Annotated in this window: 15 protein-coding genes and 1 riboswitch; of the genes, 8 read left to right on the forward strand and 7 right to left on the reverse strand. The window is 74.1% G+C overall.

All coding sequences use genetic code 11. The features are described from left to right. Positions 1 to 56 precede the first annotated feature (56 nt). On the forward strand, positions 57 to 4,661 hold the full coding sequence (locus AC069X_RS24370) for a hypothetical protein (protein WP_478731361.1): 4,605 nt from the start codon (positions 57 to 59) through the stop codon (positions 4,659 to 4,661). Here AC069X_RS24370 and AC069X_RS24375 read toward each other — a convergent pair whose 3' ends face one another. Both AC069X_RS24375 and AC069X_RS24380 read right to left on the reverse strand, forming a co-directional pair. Further along, positions 4,662 to 4,958, reverse strand: a complete 297-nt coding sequence (locus AC069X_RS24375; RefSeq protein WP_478731363.1) for a WhiB family transcriptional regulator — start codon at positions 4,956 to 4,958, stop codon at positions 4,662 to 4,664. 223 nt (positions 4,959 to 5,181) lie between these two features. After that, positions 5,182 to 5,877 carry a GNAT family N-acetyltransferase gene (locus tag AC069X_RS24380; RefSeq protein ID WP_478731365.1) on the reverse strand — a complete coding sequence of 232 codons (696 nt, stop codon included), beginning with the start codon at positions 5,875 to 5,877 and terminating at the stop codon, positions 5,182 to 5,184. 304 nt (positions 5,878 to 6,181) lie between these two features. On the opposite strand from AC069X_RS24380, the gene AC069X_RS24385 reads away from it, so the two are divergent. After that, positions 6,182 to 6,982, forward strand: a complete 801-nt coding sequence (locus tag AC069X_RS24385) for a carbon-nitrogen hydrolase family protein (protein ID WP_478731367.1) — start codon at positions 6,182 to 6,184, stop codon at positions 6,980 to 6,982. A 62-nt stretch (positions 6,983 to 7,044) separates the two neighbouring features. Next, positions 7,045 to 8,742 carry a flavin monoamine oxidase family protein gene (locus AC069X_RS24390; protein WP_478731369.1) on the forward strand — a complete coding sequence of 566 codons (1,698 nt, stop codon included), beginning with the start codon at positions 7,045 to 7,047 and terminating at the stop codon, positions 8,740 to 8,742. Positions 8,743 to 8,812: 70 nt separating this feature from the next. Here the strand turns inward: AC069X_RS24390 and AC069X_RS24395 are convergent, their stop codons facing one another. The 3 genes from AC069X_RS24395 to AC069X_RS24405 all read right to left on the reverse strand — a co-directional run bounded on the left by AC069X_RS24395 (position 8,813) and on the right by AC069X_RS24405 (position 12,251). Next, positions 8,813 to 9,490: a DUF5995 family protein gene (locus AC069X_RS24395; RefSeq protein ID WP_478731371.1), complete on the reverse strand. Its 678-nt coding sequence runs from the start codon at positions 9,488 to 9,490 to the stop codon at positions 8,813 to 8,815. Positions 9,491 to 9,566: 76 nt separating this feature from the next. Next, positions 9,567 to 10,955: a uracil-xanthine permease family protein gene (locus tag AC069X_RS24400; RefSeq protein WP_478731373.1), complete on the reverse strand. Its 1,389-nt coding sequence runs from the start codon at positions 10,953 to 10,955 to the stop codon at positions 9,567 to 9,569. Between the two features lie 81 nt (positions 10,956 to 11,036). Further along, positions 11,037 to 12,251: an MFS transporter gene (locus AC069X_RS24405; protein WP_478731375.1), complete on the reverse strand. Its 1,215-nt coding sequence runs from the start codon at positions 12,249 to 12,251 to the stop codon at positions 11,037 to 11,039. 56 nt (positions 12,252 to 12,307) lie between these two features. Here AC069X_RS24405 and AC069X_RS24410 point away from each other — a divergent pair, with 56 nt between their 5' ends. Beyond that, positions 12,308 to 13,483 (forward strand): ROK family transcriptional regulator, encoded by a 1,176-nt coding sequence (locus AC069X_RS24410; protein ID WP_478731377.1) that lies wholly within the window; start codon positions 12,308 to 12,310, stop codon positions 13,481 to 13,483. A 267-nt stretch (positions 13,484 to 13,750) separates the two neighbouring features. Here AC069X_RS24410 and AC069X_RS24415 read toward each other — a convergent pair whose 3' ends face one another. After that, the gene (locus AC069X_RS24415; protein WP_478731379.1) at positions 13,751 to 14,497 is read right to left on the reverse strand and encodes an SDR family oxidoreductase; all 747 of its coding nucleotides are present in this window, start codon (positions 14,495 to 14,497) and stop codon (positions 13,751 to 13,753) included. A gap of 150 nt (positions 14,498 to 14,647) precedes the next feature. Beyond that, positions 14,648 to 16,978, reverse strand: coding sequence for a chitinase C-terminal domain-containing protein (locus tag AC069X_RS24420; RefSeq protein ID WP_478731381.1), 2,331 nt, complete (start codon positions 16,976 to 16,978; stop codon positions 14,648 to 14,650). A gap of 299 nt (positions 16,979 to 17,277) precedes the next feature. Beyond that, positions 17,278 to 17,407: riboswitch (FMN riboswitch) on the forward strand. A gap of 152 nt (positions 17,408 to 17,559) precedes the next feature. On the opposite strand from AC069X_RS24420, the gene ribD reads away from it, so the two are divergent. From ribD to AC069X_RS24440, 4 genes are read left to right on the forward strand one after another with little or no spacing between them, the layout of a single operon-like run. Continuing rightward, entirely contained in the window at positions 17,560 to 18,702 is a 1,143-nt protein-coding gene (gene ribD / locus AC069X_RS24425) for a bifunctional diaminohydroxyphosphoribosylaminopyrimidine deaminase/5-amino-6-(5-phosphoribosylamino)uracil reductase RibD (protein WP_478731383.1), read from the forward strand. Next, a complete protein-coding gene (locus AC069X_RS24430; protein ID WP_470968374.1) occupies positions 18,703 to 19,326 on the forward strand; it encodes a riboflavin synthase in 624 nt (207 codons plus the stop codon). Continuing rightward, positions 19,323 to 19,976: a nicotinamide mononucleotide transporter family protein gene (locus tag AC069X_RS24435; protein WP_478731385.1), complete on the forward strand. Its 654-nt coding sequence runs from the start codon at positions 19,323 to 19,325 to the stop codon at positions 19,974 to 19,976. The genes AC069X_RS24430 and AC069X_RS24435 overlap by 4 nt, the downstream gene beginning before the upstream one ends. Continuing rightward, positions 19,973 to 21,268 (forward strand): bifunctional 3,4-dihydroxy-2-butanone-4-phosphate synthase/GTP cyclohydrolase II, encoded by a 1,296-nt coding sequence (locus AC069X_RS24440; RefSeq protein WP_478731387.1) that lies wholly within the window; start codon positions 19,973 to 19,975, stop codon positions 21,266 to 21,268. Before AC069X_RS24435 ends, AC069X_RS24440 begins: the two co-directional genes overlap by 4 nt. Positions 21,269 to 21,301: the final 33 nt, after the last annotated feature.

Consider the following 21,301-nt stretch of genomic DNA (forward strand, 5'->3'; position numbering starts at 1 on the left):
GACCGCCGGAGAGGCTCGTCAGGAGCCCTGTCGGACCCCCGTGCCAGGATCGGGCCATGAAGATCCAGATCCAGCCGCCGGCCGACCCGCACCTCTCGACCGTCTACACCGACTGGGCCCGCGCACACGACCCCGGTTCCGCGCCGGCGGCCGACGCGCTGCTCGACGAGGCCCTCGGCACGATCCACCGGGCCTACGAGAAGCCCGGCCGCTACGTGGACGGCCTCGAACGGCTCGTCCGGGACCTGGATCCGGCCCACCTGCCCTGGTTCTGGGACACCATCGGCCACAAGCTCATCGCCTGGCACCTGCGCTCCGCCGCCCGTGCCCACGCACTCGCCCGCAAGGCCGAACGCACCCACCGCCTCCCCGTCGACCCCGACTGGCACCGGGCCAACGTCCTGCTCTTCGCCCGCGCCGGGGCCCTGCCCGCCACCGAGCTCAGCGGCCACCAGGCCTGGCTGGCCGCCACCCTGGAGCCCGCCGCCGCGCACGAGGAGTACGTACGCGTCCTGCGCGCCTGGGCCGCCTCGCCCGGCGGACTCCCCGCCGACCTGGCCCGCCGCGTCCGGCTCTCCGCGCGCGCCGCGGGCCTGGACACCGCCGAGGAAGCCCGCGTCCTGGGCCTCGTACTCGCCGCCGCGAAGGGCAAGGAGATCCCCGACCGGCTCCTGGACGCCGCCACCCCCCTGCTGGGCGCCCACCCGCCCGCCGAGGACCTCGCGGCCCCGCTCCTCGACCTCTTCCCCGAGAGCCGCGGCGACGCCTCCTCCTGGCTGCGCCTCCTCCTCGCCTGCGGAGCCGCCGACGCCGCGGCCGCCGGGCGGACCGTCCCCGAGGGCGGCCTCACCGCATGGCTCTCCCGGTACGCCGGCCGCTACGGCCACGGCCGCAGCGGCGGCGGCGTCATGCGCCAGCCCATGCCCGCCGAGCTCTTCGGCCTCCTCACCCTCTTCGCCCCCCGGCTGCGCGCCTCGGACACCCCGGTGCGGCTGCACGAGGACCGCTACGGCTACCGGGGGATCGACGCCGACCTCCTCGACGCCTGCCTCGCCGAGGGCATCGCCGTCGAGGACCCCGGCACCGCCGTACGGCTGGAGTTCTGGGACACCCGCTCCCGCCGCGACCTCCAGGCCCTCGCCGCCGACCCGGTCTTCGGATCCCGCCTGGAGGGCACCGTCCACGCGGGGCTGCGCGGCGCCGGCTCGGCCATCACCCGGCTCCCGCAGAACGCCGGGATCGCCGCCGAGGTCCACGGCCGCGTCGAGACCCTGCTCGCAGCCCTGCGCGGCGGCGGCCTCGCCGCCGCCGACGAGGCCGCCGACGAGCTCGCCGGCGTCCTCGACCGGCCCACCGCCCGCGCCCTCGACGGCATCGACGAGGCCCTCGCCGCCCTGGACCTCACCGGCCCGCTCGCCCGCGCCCTGCGCGCCGGACTGCCCGAGGAGTACGGCTGGCCCGCCCTCGAAGAGGCCGTCGCCGGCCTCGGCGGCCCCGAAGCCGTCACCGGGGTCACCTGCACCTGGCCCCTGCTGACCGTGTACGGCCCCAACCGGGCCGTCGCCGTCGACCACGCCGGCCCCCGCGCCTCCTGTTCCTTCCGGCTCCCCGAGGAAGCGACCGCGCACACCGTGCACTACGTCGGCGGCGCCTTCCTGGTCGGCTTCGGCACCACCCCCGAGGCCTCCTTCGGCACACGGGCCTTCTGGGCCGACCGTCCCGAGGACGTCTTCGAGCCCGAGGAGCGGCTCGGCCTGCGCCGCTACGGCGGCATGATCCAGGGCGGCCTCGGCTACCACTTCGAGACCCCGGACGGCGGCGGCCGCCACGAGGGCGGCCTCGTCCTGCGCCCCGGCGGCCGGGAGGGCATCGGATCGTACGACTTCCAGATGAGCGACGGCCGGCGCCACTGGAGCTCCGGCGGCGTCGGCAGGCGGTACGGGCAGGCCCTGACCCGCGTCGACCCGGACACCGGCGAGGTGCTCGCCGACACGGCGCCCCCGGAGTTCCACACCTCCGCCGAACTCCCGCCCGGCATGCAGCGCTTCTCCTCCTCCTGCCAGACCCTCGCCGCCCTCCCCGAAGGCGCCCCCGCCTCCCCGCTCGGCCAGGACGGCCGCCTCACCGGCTTCCGGGTCCTCAACCGCACCCCCTACGAGGGCCCCTCGCCCCGCGAGTTCCTGCTGGAGGGCGTCGACGGCCGCCGCGCCTCCTACCGGAGCCGCCGCTGGGGCCGCCGCCCCTGGGCGGTGATCCGCATGCCCCAGGGCGGCGAGGACGCCGTGCTCGCCGGCCAGGAGGCCATCCGCTGCCACTCCGCCGAGGACAACTCACTCCTGTGGCAGGTGCACGGCTTCCCCGGCTCCGACCGGCGCCGCACCCCCGGCTTCGGCGAAGGCGCCGGCCCGGTCCCGCCGCCCGCCTTCTGGCACTTCCTCACCCCGCGCTGCGAAGCCTCCTCCAAGGCCCTGCGCACCCTCGACGACACCGCCGTACGCGCCCTGCTCGACGCCGCCCTCGCCGGCGACCCCGCCCCCGCCCTGCCCGGCGGCCTCGAACCGCACGTCGCCGCCGGGGCCGACCGCGCCGCCCGGCTCGCCGCCGACGTCCTGCGCCGGCTGCGCGAGCTGAGCCGCCGGGTCGCCCTGATGCGGGCCGCGCCGGTCGTCACCCTGCGCACCGAGGTGCCCGACACCGTGCTCGCCCCCGCCCTCTACCCGCTCCTGCCCCACCGCCCCCGCTACCACCACCAGCCCGGGCCCGCCCGGCAGCCGGCGATGCTCACCGCCGTCGCCGCCGACGGGCGCCACCTGCGCGGCGAGATCGACGACGAGGCCCGCGTCCTGGCCCGGCCCGCCGCCCCCGAGCCCTGGGAGCCGCTGCTCGGCCGGATCGGCGCCGTCGCCTGGCGGGCCGCCGCCGCGACCACCCCCGACGAGGAGCGGACGGCGCTGGCCGCGCTGCTCGACACCTGGAGCGGCACGCCCTTCGCCGAAGCGGGCGGTGCCTGGCGCACCGGCCGGGCCGGGGAGGAGGCGCTGGCCGCCCTCCGCGCCGCCGGGCACGCCCTGGTCACCGGGGCCGCCGAGGACGGGCGGGCCCCGTTCCTCCAGCGGGCCGCAGACCCCGCCCCCGAGGGCGCCGAGGACTGCGTGACCACCACCGTCGGGGAGGAGGACTCCGTACGCCTGCCCCGGCTGCTGGAGCTGCTCGCCGAGCGGGGGCCGCTGCCCGCCGAACCCGCCGCCCGCGAGGCCTTCACCCGGCTGACCGGGGTCCGGGGCCCCGTGGCGGGTCTGGTCCTCGCCGGGTTCCCGGCCCGCGAGGACCACCGCGAGCAGCTCAAGCTGCTGGCCGCCGCGCCGTTCAAGGCCGACAAGTCCCTCGCCGACGAGTACGGGACGCTCTCCCGCCGGCTCGGCGACGCCGGCCGCTGCGCGGTCCTCGCCGCCGGCCTGCCGCAGGACGTGGCCGAGCTGTGGGAGCCGGGCGGGACCGTCCGGGCCGCCGAGCGGATGGCCGCCGTGTGGACCGGCCTGCTGGGCGCGCAGGAGCACGTGGACGAGGAGCTGGCCGCCGCCCTGCAGGCCGAGCTGGGCCTGCCCCTGCCCTGGGCGCGCGCCCTGCCCGCCGGGCGGACCCCCGACGGGGCGCCCTTCGGCGAGGAGGGCCTCGTACTCGCCGGCAACCGCATGGGCGGCATCCACCTGCACCACGCCGGGCCGGACGGCGCCGTCGGGGACTGGATCCACGCGGAACCCGCGCACCACACCGCCGCCTCCGTGATCGCCTGGGCGCTGACCGAGCGGCCCGTCGGGGACCCGGCGGCCCGCGGCGCCCTGGCCCTGCACGGGCGGCTGCGGGCGCAGCTGGCCCGCCCCGGGACGCTGATCCCGCTGGGCGGCTTCTTCAAAGAGCTGGTGGGCATCGCCGGGGCCGACCCGGCGTTCACCCCGTACGAGGGGCCCGTACTGCCCTGCCCGCAGCCGCTGTGGGAAGGCGCCACCGGCACCTCCACCGCCCTCGACGACGGGCTGTTCGTGGTGGCCGTGCCCAGCGGGGACGCCTTCCTGCGGCCGGCCGCCTTCGCCGACCCGGAGCGGATGGCCCGGGCCGAGCGGATCGCCGCCACCGTCCGGGAGGGCCACCTGCTGACCGTCCTGCACCGCCACCGGGGCCTCGTCGACGGCCTCGCCCGGCTGGCCGCCCGCGCCGCGGACACCCCGGTGCCCGTGGGCGGCTACGAGGCGAACCCGGCGCTGAGCGCCCCCGAACTGGTCGCGGAGGCCGCCGGGGCCCTCGGAGTCGGCGCCGACGCGGCCGCCCTGTACCTCCAGCTGCTGGCCCTCGTCCGCCCGACGGACCGCGCGGTCCGCCGCTGGAACGGCTGGACGCCGGCCCGGCACAAGGCCGCCCAGGCGGAGCTGGCGGCGTCCGGCGCCGTGCACTGCGAGAAGCGGGCCCGCGCGGGACGCACCCTGTTCGTCCCGGGCCGGTGGACGGAGCTCAAGGCCCCGCACCTGCCGGTCGAGGAAGCCAAGCTGGCCCCGCACCTGGCAGCGGCCTCGGGCACGACCCTCCACCCGCCGATGCTGCGCCTGCTGGCGCCGCTGCCGCCGCACGAGCTCTTCGCCCGCGCGTGGCAGGAGGCCGGAAGGTAGTCAGACCGCCAGGGACCGGCGGGCGGCGGGGCCGAGCAGCGCGCGGCGCTCCTCCTCCGTCAGCCCGCCCCAGACACCGAAGGGCTCGCGGGTGCGCAGCGCGTGCTCCAGGCAGGCCGCCCGCACCGGACAGCGGGCGCAGACCTCCTTCGCCGCGCGGTCCCGGTCGTCGCGTTCCTCGCCCCGCTCGCCGGCGGGGTGGAAGAACCGGCTGGATCCCAGGGCCCGGCAGGCGGCACGGGACTGCCACTGCCAGTGGTGGAGGGCGGCGCCGGGCAGGCGCGAGAGGTCGGTCATGACGGTTCCTTTCGGTGGGCCTCGTCCCGCGTCTGACCGCTCGGCGCGCACTGAAACCCCCGGGAACCGGGAGCGCGGCGGCGGTGCGGACGACCGCTGATCTGCCCGCGTGTTCATCGCCACGGCCGTCGTCCCGGCGCCCGCGCTCCCGTGCCGCCGACGCTACGGCCAACTCCGGCGGGACTCAATGAACCCCGTGTTAAAGCGTGTTACGGAAGATCGTTCACCGCTTCGGGGTGCGCACGCCGATGAACACCGGTTCGCGGCGCAGCGTGAAGCCCATCGCCAGGTACAGCCGGACGGCGCCCGTGTTCGCCGCCGCCGCGTGCAGGAACGGCAGGTCGCCGCGGTCCCGGACCCCGGCGGCCACCGACCGGATCAGCCGTTCCGCCAGGCCCCGGCCGCGGAAGTCCGGATGGGTGCACACCGCGCTGATCTCGGTCCAGCCCGGCGGCCGCATCCGCTCCCCGGCCATCGCCACGAGCCGGCCCTCGTGCCGGATCCCGAGATAGGTGCCCAGCTCCACCGTGCGGGGCAGGAAGGGGCCCGGCTCGGTCAGCTTCACCAGGGCCGTCATCTCCTCGACGTCGGCGGGGCCGAGCCGGACCGCCTCCGGCGCGTGCTCGGCCCGTACCGGCCGCCCGTCCAGCTGCACACCCGGCATGACGGTCACCGTCTCCCAGTCCGGCGGCGGCGTCGGCAGCCCGGTCAGCCACACCTCCCGCCCGGGGCCGACCAGTGCGGCCAGGTCCGCCCAGCAGGCGGGGTCGTCCGGGTCGGCGAGGGCGGCGAACGGGTTCACGTCCGGGGCGTAGCGGGCGGCACCGCGCCCCGAGAACTCGGCGAAGGCGCGGTGCGCCCCGTTCAGGGAGGCCCACACCGGGTTGTCGAGCGGGGAGGCGGGATTCTCAGCGGACATACGGGCGTGATCCTTCCGTCGGGGTCGGCCGCAGGCTACGCCCCGGGGCCCCGGCTGAGCAGCCGCTTTTCCCCCGGACGTCAGGATCCGCACCGGGCCCCGCCCCCGGCCCCGCACCGGCCCTTTCACCGGCCCCGGGCGGGCCCCGGAGCCACCGGAAACCCGTCGCGCAACGAATCGCCGCCCCCCCGCCGGAACGCGCAACGAATCGATGCGGCCAGCGCAACGGTCACGGCTTGTCCGGGTCGAACGCGCGAACGTACCGTTTTACGACCCCCACCCCACCTGTCACAGAGGTACGCCCATGCCCCCGCTGCGCACCGCACTCCTCCAGAGCTCCGGACGGCTCGGCGACACCGCCGAGAACCTGAAGCGGCTCGACGAGGCCGCGTCGCGCGCCGCACAGGGCGGGGCCGGGCTCCTCGTGACCTCGGAGATGTTCCTCACCGGCTACGCGCTGGACCTCCAGGAGGTGCCGGGGTTCGCCGAGCCCGCCGACGGCGAGTCCGCCCACGCCATCGCGGGCATCGCCCGCCGCCACGGGATCGCCGTCCTCTACGGCTACCCGGAGCGGGACGGCGACGCCGTCTACAACTCGGCGCAGCTGATCGGCCCCGACGGCACCCGGCTGGCGAACTACCGCAAGACCCACCTCTTCGGCTGCTTCGAGCAGGACGCCTTCACCCCCGGCGACACCCCCGTCGTCCAGGCGGACCTGAACGGCCTCCGCGTCGGCATCATGATCTGCTACGACGTGGAGTTCCCCGAGAACGTACGGGCGCACGCGCTCGCCGGGACCGACCTCCTCCTGGTCCCGACCGCGCAGATGCACCCCTTCCAGTTCGTCGCCGAACAGCTGGTCCCCGTACGGGCCTTCGAGAACCAGATGTACATCGCGTACGTCAACCGGACCGGCCCCGAGGGCGAGTTCGAGTTCGTCGGCCTCAGCTGCCTCGCCAGCCCCGACGGGGTCACCCGCACCCGCGCCGGCCGCGCCGAGGAAATGGTCTTCGGGGAGGTCGACGCCGAGCTCCTGAAGGGCTCGCGCGAGACCAACCCCTACCTGCGCGACCGCCGCCCGGGGCTCTACGCCTCCCTCGTCTGATCACCACCGCTCCGCCCTCCCGCCCCCGCCCTGCCCGCTCTGCCGCAAGGAGACGTGCCCCCATGACGTCCACGGTGCCCACCACCGCCGTACCGCACAGCGACGGCCAGCCCCCGATCACCATGTTCGGGCCGGACTTCCCGTACGCCTACGACGACTTCCTCGCCCACCCGGCGGGCCTGGGCCAGATACCGGCGACCGAGCACGGTACCGAGGTGGCCGTCATCGGCGGCGGCCTGTCCGGCATCATCTCCGCCTACGAGCTGATGAAGATGGGCCTCAAGCCCGTCGTGTACGAGGCCGACCAGATCGGCGGCCGCCTGCGGACCGTCGGCTTCGAGGGCGCCGGCACCGAGGGCCTGACCGCGGAGATGGGCGCCATGCGCTTCCCGCCGTCCTCCACCGCCCTCCAGCACTACATCGACCTCGTGGGCCTGCAGACGCAGCCCTTCCCCAACCCGCTGGCCGAGGCCACGCCCTCCACGGTCGTCGACCTCAAGGGCGAGACCCACTACGCCGAGACCATCGCCGACCTCCCGCAGGTCTACCGCGACGTCGCCGCCGCGTGGAACGCCTGCCTCGACGAGGGCGCCGACTTCTCCGACATGAACACCGCGATGCGCGAGCGGGACGTCCCGCGCATCCGCGAGATCTGGGCCAAGCTCGTCGAGAAGCTCGACGACGAGACCTTCTACGGCTTCCTCTGCAAGTCGGAGGCCTTCCAGTCCTTCCGCAAGCGCGAGATCTTCGGCCAGGTCGGCTTCGGCACGGGCGGCTGGGACACCGACTTCCCGAACTCCATCCTGGAGATCCTCCGCGTCGTCTACACCGAGGCGGACGACCACCACCGCGGCATCGTCGGCGGCTCGCAGCAGCTGCCGGTGCGCCTGTGGGAGCGCGAGCCCGAGAAGATCCTGTACTGGGCCCAGGGCACCTCCCTGTCCTCCCTGCACGGCGGCACCCCGCGCCCGGCGGTCACCCGCCTGCACCGCACGGCCGGCAACCGGATCACCGTCACCGACGCGTCCGGCGACATCCGCACGTACCGCGCCGCGATCTTCACGGCCCAGTCGTGGATGCTCCTGTCCAAGATCGAGTGCGACGACACGCTCTTCCCGATCGACCACTGGACGGCGATCGAGCGCACCCACTACATGGAGAGCTCGAAGCTCTTCATCCCCGTCGACCGGCCGTTCTGGCTGGACAAGGACGAGGAGACGGGCCGCGACGTCATGTCGATGACCCTCACGGACCGCATGACCCGCGGTACCTACCTCCTGGACAACGGCCCGGACCAGCCGGCCGTGATCTGCCTGTCGTACACCTGGTGCGACGACAGCCTGAAGTGGCTGCCGCTGTCCGCGAACGAGCGGATGGAGGTCATGCTGAAGTCCCTGGGCGAGATCTACCCCAAGGTCGACATCCGCCGCCACATCATCGGCAACCCGGTCACCGTGTCCTGGGAGAACGAGCCCTACTTCATGGGCGCCTTCAAGGCCAACCTGCCCGGCCACTACCGCTACCAGCGGCGCCTGTACACCCACTTCATGCAGGACCGCCTGCCCGAGGACAAGCGCGGCATCTTCCTCGCGGGTGACGACATCTCGTGGACGGCCGGCTGGGCCGAGGGCGCCGTGCAGACGGCCCTGAACGCGGTCTGGGGCGTCATGCACCACCTCGGCGGGTCCACGGACGCCGCCAACCCGGGGCCGGGCGACGTCTTCGACGAGATCGCCCCGGTCGAGCTGCCGGAGGACTGACCTTCCGACGCGCCGCTCGCGCGGCTCGGCGCCCGGCGCTTCCCCGGCTTCGCGGTGCCGCGTGGCGGGGTCACCACGGGGCCGGGCCGCACCGCGCGGCGGACCGGCCGCTCGTGGGGGTCAGGAGGCAGCGGCCCACCAGCCCCACCCCGGCGTCGAGGGACTCCTCGAACTCCTCCGCCAGGTCGGGCGAGCGCCGCAGCGTCCACAGCAGGCGCGCCGACGCCCACGCCCCGGCCCGGGCGCGCTCCAGGCTCCACGAGCCCAGCAGGTGCGTGAGCGGGTCCGCGACCTCCAGCAGGTCCGGGCCCGGCATCAGGTCCTCCCTGATGCGCTCCTCCAGCGAGACCAGGGTGTCGCCGACCTGGTGGAAGTCGGCTTCCAGGGCCGACGGGGGGCAGTCCAGCGCGCGGCACGCCGACACCACCGCCAGCGCCAGGTCGTGCCCGATGTGGGCGTTGATCCCGGCCAGCGCGTGCTGGAGCGGCCGGACGCCCGGGTGGCGGCGGTACTGGAGCAGCGGGCGCCAGCAGGCCGGCGCCCGGTCGGCCTCCACCGCCGCCAGGTACCGCTCCGCGAACCGGACGGCGAGCGTCTCGGCCCGCCGGGGCGCCGGGAACTCGCCCTGCCCGATGCGCCGGTGCAGGGTCTGCGTCACCGTCATGTACACCCGGTTGAAGACGGCCACACCGTCCTGCGCGGGGAGCCGCTCGTCGAGGGCGCGCATCCGCGCGAGTACCGCTTCCATGCCCCGCAGCGTCCCAGCCCGGACGGCCCGCGCGGGTAACTTGGCCGTGCGCTTCGCCGGTTCGGGCGAAGGCCCGTCAACCCCGCTTGTCGCCCTCGGCGTCGTAGGCGGAGGTACCGGAGTCGAGCAGCGGCTCCTGCTCCTTCAGGTGCGCGGGGGCGAAGTAGCGCAGCGCGTGGTAGCCGGTGATCACGACGATCGTGCCGAGCGCGATGCCGCCCAGTTCGAAGCTGTCGGTGAACCGCAGCGTGACCCCGCCGACGCCGATGATGATGCCCGCCGCGGCCGGTACCAGGTTCAGCGGGTTGCGCAGGTCCACCCGGCCGTGCAGCCAGATCTGTGCGCCGAGCAGGCCGATCATGCCGTACAGGATGACGGTGATCCCGCCCAGCACACCGCCGGGGATCGCGGCGACGACGGCGCCGAACTTCGGGCACAGGCCGAAGAGCAGGGCGAAGCCGGCCGCCGCCCAGTAGGCCGCCGTGGAGTAGACGCGGGTGGCGGCCATGACCCCGATGTTCTCGGAGTACGTGGTGTTCGGCGGGCCGCCGACCGCCGTGGACAGCATGGACGCCGCCCCGTCGGCGGCGATGGCGGTGCCGAGCTTGTCGTCGAGCGGGTCGCCGGTCATCTCGCCGACGGCCTTGATGTGCCCGGCGTTCTCGGCGATCAGCGCGATCACCACCGGCAGCGCGATCAGGATCGCCGACCACTCGAAGGACGGCGCGTGGAAGGACGGCAGGCCGATCCAGTCGGCCTTGGAGACGCCGGAGAGGTCGAGCCGCCAGTGGTCCACGGCCTCGGTCCCGCCCACCGGAGAGTGGATCTTGCCGAAGACCAGGTCGGAGATCCAGGAGACGGCGTACCCGAAGACCAGGCCCAGGAAGATCGCGATGCGCGACCAGAAGCCGCGCAGGCAGACCACCGCGAGCCCGGTGAACAGCATGGTGAGCAGGGCCGTCCACTGGTCCTGGGGCCAGTACGTCGAGGCCGTCACCGGCGCCAGGTTGAAGCCGATCAGCATCACGACGGCGCCCGTCACCACCGGCGGCATCGCCGCGTGGATGATCCGCGCCCCGAACCGCTGGACGGCCAGACCCGCCAGGAACAGCGCCGCGCCGACGACGAAGACCGCGCCCGTGACCACCGCGCTGTCCCCGCCGCCCGCCCGGATCGCGGCGGCGACGCCCACGAAGGAGAGCGAGCAGCCCAGGTAGGAGGGGACCCGGCCGCGCGTGGCGAGCAGGAAGACCGCCGTGGCGATGCCCGACATCATGATCGCCAGGTTCGGGTCGAGGCCCATCAGGACCGGGGCGACGAAGCTCGCGCCGAACATCGCGACGACGTGCTGGGCGCCGAGTCCGGCGGTTCGCGGCCACGACAGCCGCTCGTCCGGCCGCACCACCGCGCCGGGAGCGGGGGTCCGCCCGTCTCCGTGCAGGGTCCAGCGCACGCCGAAGCCCATGTCCCACCACTTCCGTTCCGTCGGCCGGTCAACGATCCTGGCCGCCGGCAGGTGGATCACCGCAGCGGGCCAGCGGATATATTACGGCCGGATAGCAGCGGGTTCGTCCCGATTGGCGACGCCGCCGGCGCCCGGCGTCCGCCCGGTCCGCAGGGCGCCCGCCCCCGCGGCCGGCGCGCACGCCAGCAGGGTCACCAGCCCGAACGACACGACCAGTGAGCTGAGGTCCGCCACCGCCCCGATCGCCGACGGCGCGATCAGCCCCGAGGTGTACGTGATCGTCGCGACCCCGGCGATCGCCTGCGCCGGGGCCGGCCCGCTGCGCGCCGCCGCCGCGAAGGCCAGCGGCACCACCACCGCGATCCCGAGCCCGATCATCCCGAAGCCCGCCATGGCCGCCGCGGGATGCCGGACGCCCACGACCACCAGCCCGCCCGCGACGGCCAGCACCCCGCCGGCCCGTACCGTGCGCACCGCCCCGAACCGGTCCACCACCCGGTCCCCGGCCAGCCGGGCCAGGGCCATGGTCAGTGCGAAGGCGGTGGTGGAGGCGGCGGCCGGGCCCGCACCCGTACCCAGTACGTCCCGCAGGTACACGGCCGACCAGTCCAGGGCGGCCCCCTCCGCGAAGACCGCGCAGAAGCCCACCCCGCCGATCAGCAGGGCCGCCTTCGGGGGCCGGGCGAAACGCGGAGGAGCCTCCTCCTCGTGCTCGGCACGCAGGTCCAGCACCCCGCGTACGGCGAGGAGCCCGGCCCCGGTCAGCACCAGCGCGGCCACCAGGTGGTGGAGCCGGGCGTCGGCCCCCGCGTGCGCGGCGACCGTGCCGGCGGCCGACCCCAGCAGCGCGCCCACGCTCCACATGCCGTGCAGCGAGGACATGATCGAGCGGCCGAGCCGGTTCTCGGTCTCCACCCCCAGGGCGTTCATGGCCACGTCCGACATGCCGGCGGTGGCCCCGTACACCAGCAGGGCGCCGCACAGGGTCCACAGGTTTGGGGCCAGCGCCGGCAGCGCCAGCGACAGGGTCCACAGCGCCAGCAGGCCGCGCAGGGCCGCGCGGGCGCCGAAGCGGTGGTTGATCCTCCCGGCCAGGGGCATCGTGAACGCCGCTCCCAGGGCGGGGAAGGCGAGCGCCAGGCCCAGGGTGCCCGCGCCGAGCTGGGCGTGTTCCTGGATCCAGGGAATGCGGGTGGCGAAGGAGCCGGTCACGGCGCCGTGGGCGCAGAAGACGGCGGCGATCGCGAAGCGGGCGTGGCGCAGGCGCGCCGGGCTGAGGTCGGGTTCCCCGGTCATGCGACGTAAACTATCAGGGAGCCTGCCTGATAGTTAGTGGAACGCATCTCCCTAAGATGGGCGCCGTGACCCCTGCCAAGGTGCTGACCCCCACCGCCCCGCCGGCCGCGCCGTCGCCGTCCCCGGCCTCGCCGAGCACGGCCCGGGCCATCAACGACCGGCTGGCGCTCGGACTCCTCCAGGAGGAGGGGCCCCTGACGGCGGCCCAGCTCAAGCGGCTCACCGGCCTGTCCCGCCCCTCCGTCGCCGACCTCGTCGAACGCCTCGGCGAAGCCGGCCTGATCGAGGTCGTGGGGGAGTCCGGCGCACAGCGCCGGGGCCCCAACGCCCGCCTGTACGGGATCGTCGCCGGCCGCGCCCACCTCGCCGCGCTCGACGTACGCACGGACAGCGCCACCGCCGTCGTCACCGACCTCCTCGGACACCCCCTGACCCGGGCGGCCCTGCCCGTCGACGCCGTCGGCGAGGCCGTGGCCCGGCTGGAGGAACTGGCCCGGGAGGCCGGCGCCCGGGAACTGCACACCGTGGTGGTCGGCGCCCCCGGGCTGGTCGACCCGGCCGGCGGCGCGCTGCGCGACACCGCCGGGCTGCCCGCCTGGCACCGGGACCTGGTGACCGCCCTCCAGGAGCGGCTGCCCGCGGCCGTCGTGGTGGAGAACGAGACCAACCTGGCGGCCCTGGCCGAGCAGCGCGTCGGCGCCGCCCAGGACCTGGACTCCTTCGTGCTGCTGTGGCTCGGTGCGGGCGTCGGCGCCGCCGTGGTCCTGGACGGGCGGCTGCGCCGGGGCGCCTCCGGCGGGGCCGGCGAGATCGGCTTCCTGCCGGTGCCCGGGACCGCCGGGCTGCCCTCCGCCACCGACTGCGCCGGCGGGTTCCACGCCCTGGCCGGGCGGGCCGCCGTGGCCGCCCTGGCCGCGGAGCACGGCTTCACCGGCCCCGTGGAGGAGGCCGTCGCCGGCGCGGCCGGGGAAGCCTTCCTGGACGCCCTCGCCGAGCGGCTCGCCCTCGGCGCGGCGGCCGTGGCCGCGGTCCTGGACCCGGGCTGCGTGGTCCTCGGCGGCGAACTCGGCCGCGCGGGCGGCCCCGCCCTGGCCGCCCGCGTCGCCCACCGCCTGGCCGCCCTGACCCCCGTCCCCACGGCGGTCCGGGCCACCGCCCTCGGCGGCCCGGCCGTCCTGGAGGGCGCCCGTCTGGCCGCCCGGCAGGCGGCACAGGACGCGCTGTTCGGCTAGGGCCTGTCGTCAAACTGCCGTCGTCGCCCGGAGGGCGGCCCCGCGGCGTCTGGTGCGTGCTCTCGGCGTGCCGGGCGGCAGCCCTCGTACTGGACGTACTCGGGCTTCCGCCCGGTGCGGCGAGAGCGCGTGCAAGGCGTCGCGGGGCAGACGGAAGTTCGACGACAGGCCCTAGGGGTGCCCGACGGATCATGGCCGGCCCCCTGGGGCCCTGGTCGAAGCGCCGTCGTCGCCTCCGGGGAAGACGGCAGTGCGACGACAGACCCCCTAGGCCCGCCGCCCGAGGAACTCCCCGAAGGTGATCCGGCCCACCGCCCCCTCGGGGGCCAGGTTCCCGCCGTGCCGGAAGCCCGCGTACGCCCTGCCCGCGAGCGGCACCTCCACCACGCGCCGCGTGCTGCCCGCCGCCGCGAGCCAGGCGCGGCCCCACTCCGCCAGCGTGCGGGTCTCGGGGCCGCCCATGTCCGGGACCCGGCCCGCGGGGGCCGGCACGGCCAGCTCCGCGAGCCGGTCCGCGACCTCCTCGACGGCGACGGGCTGGACCCGTACGCCCTTCGGCAGCGGTACCACCGGCAGCTTCGCCGCCATGCCCACCACCTGCGCCACCAGGTCGTGGAACTGGGTCGTGCGCAGGACGGTCACGCCCAGTCCCGACTCCTCCAGCAGCCGCTCCACGGCGTGCTTCATCCGGTAGTAGCCGAACGGGATCACGTCCACGCCGACGATCGAGACGTAGACCAGGTTCGTGACGGTCCCCGCCCGCCGGGCCGCCCGGATCAGGTGCCGGGCGGCGGCGTCGTCGCCCCGGCCCCCGCCCCGCGTGTTGCTCGCGCAGTGCACCACCACCTGCGCGCCCGCCATCGCCGCGTCCAGCCCGCTGCCGTCCCGCAGGTCGACCGGGTACTCGGCGGAGCGCCGGCTCAGCACCCGGACCTCGTGGCCCCGCTCGCGCAGCCGGGTGACGAGCGGGGCTCCGAGGGTGCCGGTGCCGCCGGTGACGAGGATCGTGCTCATGGTGGGGGTCCTTCCCTGTCGCGTGCTTGCGCACAGGTGACAGGACGGCCCGCCGGAATGTGACAGTCCCGCGCCGGGGGTCCCGTACGCGCGCGAGGACCCGGTGGCCGCCGGGCCACCGGGTCCTCGCTCCCGCTCAACCGCCGGGGATCAGCAGGCGCCCTGGTCCTTCCAGACGCCCCACTGTCCGGTGGTGCCGGGCTCCTCGTTCTGCGTCCACCACTGGGCCTTCCAGGAGTGGCCCTTGTGCGAGACCACGCTGCCCGAGTTGTAGATCGAGCCCGCCACGTACGCCGGGCTCGTGCAGGTCCCGGGGCTGGTCGGCGGGGTGGTCGGGGGAGTGGTCGGCGGGGTGCTGCCGCCGCCCGGCTCGCCCACGGTGGTGCCGCGCGCCAGGTCACCGGCGAGGGCGTAGGCGGTGCCGGAGATGTTGACCGTCCAGTTGGAGGGCGTGGACACCGGCAGGTAGTAGTTGAACGCCAGCTCGACCGAGGCGCCCGGGGCCAGCGACTGCCAGGCCGGGAGCTTCAGGGAGACCCGCTGGAAGTCGCCCTTCAGCCCGCCGACGTTGCTGCCGGAGTGGCCGGTGGAGATCACCTTCGTGCCGAAGCCGGACTGGTCCGAGGCGTTGGCCGGGGCCGAGGTGCCGTAGTCGAACTGGAACTCGGTGCCGCCGGGCAGCGTGGTCTTCGTGTTGTTGGTGATCTTCAGCTTCGGGGTGATCGGGTAGTTGGAGTCGCCCAGCTTGAACTCGGTGAACTCCGTCTTGATGTCCACGGCCTGCGCCGGCAGGGCGGAGCCCGCCTTCTTCGCGCCGTACGGGGCGGCGGCCTTGAACTTGTCGTACATCAGGGAGGTCAGCGTGTCGCCGGGCTCGTACTGGCCCTTGGCCGCGTTGTACGCGTAGTCGCCGGCCAGCTCCCAGACCATCGTGCCGCCGATGCCCTTGTCGACCACGTAGTCGGCCTTGGCGGCTACCGACTGCTCGTCCTCGGTGGACAGGAAGACCTTCTTCTGCGCGTTCCACAGCCACGGCGCCACCAGCGTGGAGTCGTACTTGCGGGCGTAGCTGCCGGTCAGGGTGGTGTTCGCGGGGAAGCCGTACTTGGTGACGTAGTCGCCGACGACGCCCTTCTCCAGGTTCTTGGCGTGCCACATCGGGTTGGAGCCCGCCGGGGACTCGACCCCGTTGGCGTCCTTGTCGTGCCACAGGTTGTCGATGCCGACCGCGCCGTCACCGCACTTGGTCAGACCGGCGCCCGCCGGGCAGCTGGTGGCCGGGGCCTTGCCCCACAGGCCGTCCGTGCCGCCCTGCACGTTCTTGAAGCCGCGGGTGTAGTAGGGCAGGCCGATGTTGATGCGGCCCGACGGCATGGAACCGCGGAAGTAGTGGTAGGCCCAGTCGGTGTTGAGGTAGCCGATGTTCCCGTACTGGGCGCTGCCGTAGACGTTGGCGGCCGCCAGCTCGGCGTCCTTGCCGTCGTCGAAGAGGGAGGCGTTGGGGCCGACGTACTCGTTCCAGGCGCCGTGCAGGTCGTAGGACATGATGTTGACGTAGTCCAGGTACTGCTGCATCTGGAAGGTCTCCATGCCCCGCAGCAGGTAGCCGGAGGAGGGGGCGGCGACGGAGAGCAGGTAGTGCTTGCCGTCGGCGGCGCCCGCGCGGTCGAGCTTCTCGCGCAGGGTCTTCATCAGGACGTCGTAGCCCTTGACCAGGCCGGCGCGGCGGGCGTTGGACAGCTGCCAGTCCAGCGGGTTGCCCGCGTCCTTCATGGTGGTCGGGTACTCGTAGTCGATGTCGACGCCGTTGAACCCGTACTTGCGGATGAACTCCACCGAGGAGTCCGCGAAGGTGTTGATGCCGGCCGTGTTGACCGATCCGTCGGCGTTGGTGGCCATCGAGTAGAAGCCGCCGGAGGCGACCCGGTTGCCGTCGTCGCCGAAGTACCCGCCGGTCTCGGCCCAGCCGCCCACCGAGATGAGCGTCTTCACGTTCGGGTACTGCTTCTTGAACTTGTTCAGCAGGTTGAAGTGGCCCTTGTACGGCAGGGCCGGGTCCATCTCGGCGCCCGCGACGCCCGGCCAGGTCATCCCGGTGGCGGCGTTGTTCGCGTTGTCCGACCCGACGGAGAGCTTGTTGTCGGCGCCGACGTGGGCGAAGGCGTAGTTCAGGTGGGTGACCTTGGACCACGGGATGTCGTGGGCGAGGTAGGCGGGCGTGCCGTCCTTGCCGGTGCGCCAGCCGGTGAAGTAGCCGATGACGCGGCGCTGGTGGTCGGCGCCCATCTTCTCGCGGCCTTCGGAGTCGTAGACCGAGCAGTACGGGACGTCGACGCCGGTCGTCTTGTAGAGCCCGTCCGGGCGACAGCTCTCGTTGTCGGCGGCGTGCGAGACGCCGGTCGAGAGCCCGCCGACCAGCAGTCCGGCGATCGTCGCGCCGGATGCCAGGAGCATCGCTCTCATACGTGTGGGGGACGGCATGGTGCCTCCTGGGGAGGGGAGGATGGCAGGGCCAAAAGTGCGGCAACAGGCAGAAAAGTGGCGCTGGTTGGCCCGCGACGTGCGCACGTCGACAGGCCGGCTCCCGGGGAAGATGAAGGGAACGTTAAGAGGACTAGACCAACCCGTCAATAGGTCTGGACCAAAGCCGGGCCGGGTGGGATCAGGACACCGGCGGCGCAATAGGGTCGCTCGAGAAAGGCCCCCGTGTGAGCCAGGCCACAGGGCCTCACCCGCATGGCCGCCGATCACCCGTGGCACACTGGCCCTAGTACCAGTAGCAGCGCACTCCGGGGTCGGTGTAATTCCGAACCGGCGGTATAGTCCGCGACCCGTCCGCAGCCAGCGGCCGGTTGACCAGGTGAAATTCCTGGACCGACGGTTAAAGTCCGGATGGGAGGCAGTGCGCGGCGGGCCAGTCACCGGTACGCCGCCGTCGGCGGTCCATCGGCACATCCCCAGCGGATACGTGCCGGACGGACCGTACCTCCGGCCTCGGCGTCCCCGCGTGTGCTCACCCGCTTCATCTGTCGTATCCCGACAGGCCCCGGAGTCCGTGCCCGATGAGGCAGGAGGACCCGGTGGCGACACACGCCGCGCAGGCAGCACCCGACCCGAGCATCACCGCGATGCGCCGGGCCATCGAGCTGGCCTCCCGCGGACTCGGCTCCACCAGCCCCAACCCCGTCGTCGGCTGCGTCATCACCGACCCCGGGGGCGCCGTCGTCGGCGAAGGCTGGCACGAGCGGGCCGGCGGCCCGCACGCCGAGGTCCACGCCCTGCGCGCGGCGGGCGACGCCGCCCGGGGCGGCACCGCCTACGTCACCCTCGAACCCTGCAACCACACCGGCCGCACGGGCCCCTGCGCCCAGGCCCTCATCGAGGCCGGGATCGCCCGCGTCGTCTACGCCGTCTCCGACCCGAACCCGCAGGCCAGCGGTGGTGGAGCCACCCTGCGCGCCGCCGGGATCCAGACCGCGGCCGGGCTGCTCGCCGACGAGGCCGAACAGGGCAACGCCGCCTGGCTGACCTCCGTACGCCTGGGCCGCCCGCACGTCACCTGGAAGTACGCCGCCACCCTCGACGGCCGCAGCGCCGCCGAGGACGGCAGCAGCCGCTGGATCACCTCCCCCGAGTCCCGGGCAGACGTCCACCGGCTGCGCGCCGAGGCCGACGCCGTCCTCGTCGGCGGCGGCACCCTGCGCGCCGACGACCCCCACCTCGCGGTACGGGACTTCGCCGGGAACGCTGCCGCGGTCCAGCCGCTGCGCGTCGCCCTCGACACCCGCGCCGGCCTGCCGCCGACCGCCCGCATCCTCGACGACGCCGGCCCCACTCTGATCGTCACCGGCGAGGACGCCGACACCTCGCACCTGCCCGCCACCACCGAGGTCCTCCGGCTGCCCCTGCACGACGGCCGCGTCCCGGTCGGCCGCCTCCTCGCCGAGCTCCACGGGCGCGGGGTGCGCTCCGTCCTCCTCGAAGGCGGCCCCACCCTCGCCGGAGCCTTCCTGGAGGCCGGGGCCGTCGACCGCGTCGTCGGCTACATCGCCCCGGCCCTCCTCGGCGCCGGACCCGCCGCCCTCGCCGGCGCCGGCATCACGAACATCGCCCACGCGGTCCGCCTCGACATCACCGAGGCCGTCCGCACCGGCACCGATCTGCGCATCACCGCCGTCCCCGCCAACGCCCCCAAGGAGCACTGAGTGTTCACCGGAATCGTCGAAGAACTGGGCGAGGTCACCGCCGTCGAGCAGCTCGCCGAAGCCTCCCGCTTCCGCCTGCGCGGCCCCGTCGTGACCGAAGGCGCCAAGCACGGCGACTCGATCGCCGTCAACGGCGTCTGCCTGACCGTCGTGGAGACCGAGGACGGCGAGTTCACCGCCGACGTCATGCAGGAAACCCTCAACCGCTCCAGCCTCGGCGCCCTCGCCGCCGGCTCCCGGGTCAACCTGGAACGCCCGATGGCCCTCGGCGGCCGGCTCGGCGGCCACCTCGTACAGGGCCACGTGGACGGCACCGGCCGGATCATCTCCCGCACCCCCTCCGAGCACTGGGAGATCGTCAAGGTCTCGCTGCCGGAGAACCTCGCAAGGTACGTCGTAGAGAAGGGCTCTATCACTGTGGACGGCGTCAGCCTCACCGTGGTCGAGGCCGCCGCCGACTACTTCACCATCAGCCTCATCCCCACCACCCTCGCGCTGACCACGCTCGGCATCAAGCAGAGCGGCGACCCGGTCAACCTCGAGGTCGACGTCCTCGCGAAGTACGTCGAGCGCCTGCTGGCCGCCGGCGTGAACCCCCTCCACGCGAAGGAGACGGAGCAGTGACCGCCCTGACCTGGCTCAACACCCAGGCCTTCGAGATCTTCGGGCAGAAGGTCATCTGGTCCGACATGATCGGCAACCTGATGGGCCTGGCCGCCCTCGCCCTCGGCTGGCGCCGCTCCATATGGACCTGGCCCGCCCAGCTCCTCTCCGGCCTGATCCTGGTCGCCGCCTACGCCTCCGCCCACCTCGCGGGCGGCGTCGGCAAGCAGCTCCTGGTGATCGCCGTCGCCGTCTGGGGCTGGCGCGCCTGGCAGCTCGGCCGGCAGCAGGCCCAGGACGGCTCCATCGCGGTCCGCACCGCGACCTGGAAGGAGCGCGGCCTCCTGCTCGCCGGGGCGGCCGTGGGCACCCTCGCCGTCGGCGGCCTGTTCACCCTCTACCCGAACCTGTCGTGGAGCCCGTGGGCCGACGCCTACATCTTCGTCGGCACGATCGTGGCGATGGTGGCCCAGGCCCGCGGCCTCGTCGAGTTCTGGTTCGCCTGGCTCCTCGTCGACCTCGTCGGCGTCCCCCTCGCCTTCAACAGCGGCCTGGCCTTCTCCGGCCTCGTCTACGTCGTCTACTTCGCGCTCGTCCTGTGGGGCGCGTACGACTGGTACCAGCGCTCGCGCACCACCCCCGCCACGGCCCTCGAAGGAGCAACGGCATGACCACCATCCTCAAGTCCGTGCCGGACGCGGCCGACCAGGAGATCTTCCGCCTCGACCCCGTCGAGCAGGCCATCCGCGACATCGCCGCCGGCCGCCCCGTGGTCGTCGTCGACGACGAGGACCGCGAGAACGAGGGCGACCTCGTCATCGCCGCCGAGAAGGCCACCCCCGAGATCGTCGCGTTCATGATGAGCGAGTGCCGGGGCCTGATCTGCGCGCCGATGGAGGGCCCCGAGCTGGAGCGCCTGGAGCTCCCGCAGATGGTCCAGCACAACACCGAGTCGATGAAGACCGCCTTCACCGTCTCCGTCGACGCCACCGCCGCCCACGGCGTCACCACCGGCATCTCCGCCGCCGACCGCGCCACCACCCTGCGCCTGCTCGCCAACGGCACCTCCGAGGCCGGCGACTTCGTCCGCCCCGGTCACATCTTCCCGCTGCGCGCCAAGCCCGGCGGCGTCCTGGTCCGCAACGGCCACACCGAGGCCGCCGTCGACCTCGCCCGCCTCGCGGGCCTGCGCCCCGCCGGCGCCATCGTGGAGATCGCCGGCGAGGACGGCGTCATGCTGCGGCTGCCCGAGCTGATCCCCTTCGCCCGTAAGCACGGCCTGACGATCATCTCCATCGAGGACCTGATCGCCTACCGCCGCTCCTCCGAGCCGACCGTCCGCCGCGAGGCCGAGGTCAGCCTGCCGACCGCCGCCGGCGAGTTCACGGCGTACGGCTACCGCTCCACCGTCGACGGCGTCGAGCACGTCGCCCTCGTCCACGGCGAGGTCGGCGACGGCGAGGACGTCCTGGTCCGGATGCACTCCGAATGCCTGACCGGCGACATCTTCCAGTCCCAGCGCTGCGACTGCGGTCCCCAGCTCCAGGCCGCCATGGCCCGCATCCAGGCCGAGGGCCGCGGCGTGGTCGTCTACCTGCGCGGCCACGAGGGCCGTGGCATCGGACTCCTGTCCAAGCTCCGCGCCTACGAGCTCCAGGAGCGCGGCCGCGACACCCTGGACGCCAACCTGGAACTCGGTCTGCCCGCCGACGCCCGCGACTACGGGGCCGGCGCCCAGATGCTCGCCGACCTCGGGGTCCGCAGCGTCCGGCTGCTGACCAACAACCCCGACAAGTCGGCCGCCCTCGTCCGTCACGGCATCACCGTGGCCGGCCGGGAGCCCATGCCCGTCGAGGCCGGCGAGCACAACCTGCGGTACCTGCGCACCAAGCGGGACCGGATGGGCCACGACCTGCCGTGGCTGGAGGGTGCCGTACCCACCTCCGCCTGCGGCAACCAGTAACCACCAGACACACCACTCGTACACACCAGCGGA

This window comes from Streptomyces sp. NPDC043896 (assembly GCF_056435605.1).

What these genes read in the sequence shown, in the direction of transcription:
- AC069X_RS24370 (WP_478731361.1), top strand. Translation starts at nt 57, where the DNA reads ATGAAGATCCAGATCCAGCCGCCGGCCGACCCGCACCTCTCGACCGTC.
- AC069X_RS24375 (WP_478731363.1), bottom strand. Translation starts at nt 4,958, where the DNA reads ATGACCGACCTCTCGCGCCTGCCCGGCGCCGCCCTCCACCACTGGCAG.
- AC069X_RS24380 (WP_478731365.1), bottom strand. Translation starts at nt 5,877, where the DNA reads ATGTCCGCTGAGAATCCCGCCTCCCCGCTCGACAACCCGGTGTGGGCC.
- AC069X_RS24385 (WP_478731367.1), top strand. Translation starts at nt 6,182, where the DNA reads ATGCCCCCGCTGCGCACCGCACTCCTCCAGAGCTCCGGACGGCTCGGC.
- AC069X_RS24390 (WP_478731369.1), top strand. Translation starts at nt 7,045, where the DNA reads ATGACGTCCACGGTGCCCACCACCGCCGTACCGCACAGCGACGGCCAG.
- AC069X_RS24395 (WP_478731371.1), bottom strand. Translation starts at nt 9,490, where the DNA reads ATGGAAGCGGTACTCGCGCGGATGCGCGCCCTCGACGAGCGGCTCCCC.
- AC069X_RS24400 (WP_478731373.1), bottom strand. Translation starts at nt 10,955, where the DNA reads ATGGGCTTCGGCGTGCGCTGGACCCTGCACGGAGACGGGCGGACCCCC.
- AC069X_RS24405 (WP_478731375.1), bottom strand. Translation starts at nt 12,251, where the DNA reads ATGACCGGGGAACCCGACCTCAGCCCGGCGCGCCTGCGCCACGCCCGC.
- AC069X_RS24410 (WP_478731377.1), top strand. Translation starts at nt 12,308, where the DNA reads ATGGGCGCCGTGACCCCTGCCAAGGTGCTGACCCCCACCGCCCCGCCG.
- AC069X_RS24415 (WP_478731379.1), bottom strand. Translation starts at nt 14,497, where the DNA reads ATGAGCACGATCCTCGTCACCGGCGGCACCGGCACCCTCGGAGCCCCG.
- AC069X_RS24420 (WP_478731381.1), bottom strand. Translation starts at nt 16,978, where the DNA reads ATGCCGTCCCCCACACGTATGAGAGCGATGCTCCTGGCATCCGGCGCG.
- ribD (WP_478731383.1), top strand. Translation starts at nt 17,560, where the DNA reads ATGAGGCAGGAGGACCCGGTGGCGACACACGCCGCGCAGGCAGCACCC.
- AC069X_RS24440 (WP_478731387.1), top strand. Translation starts at nt 19,973, where the DNA reads ATGACCACCATCCTCAAGTCCGTGCCGGACGCGGCCGACCAGGAGATC.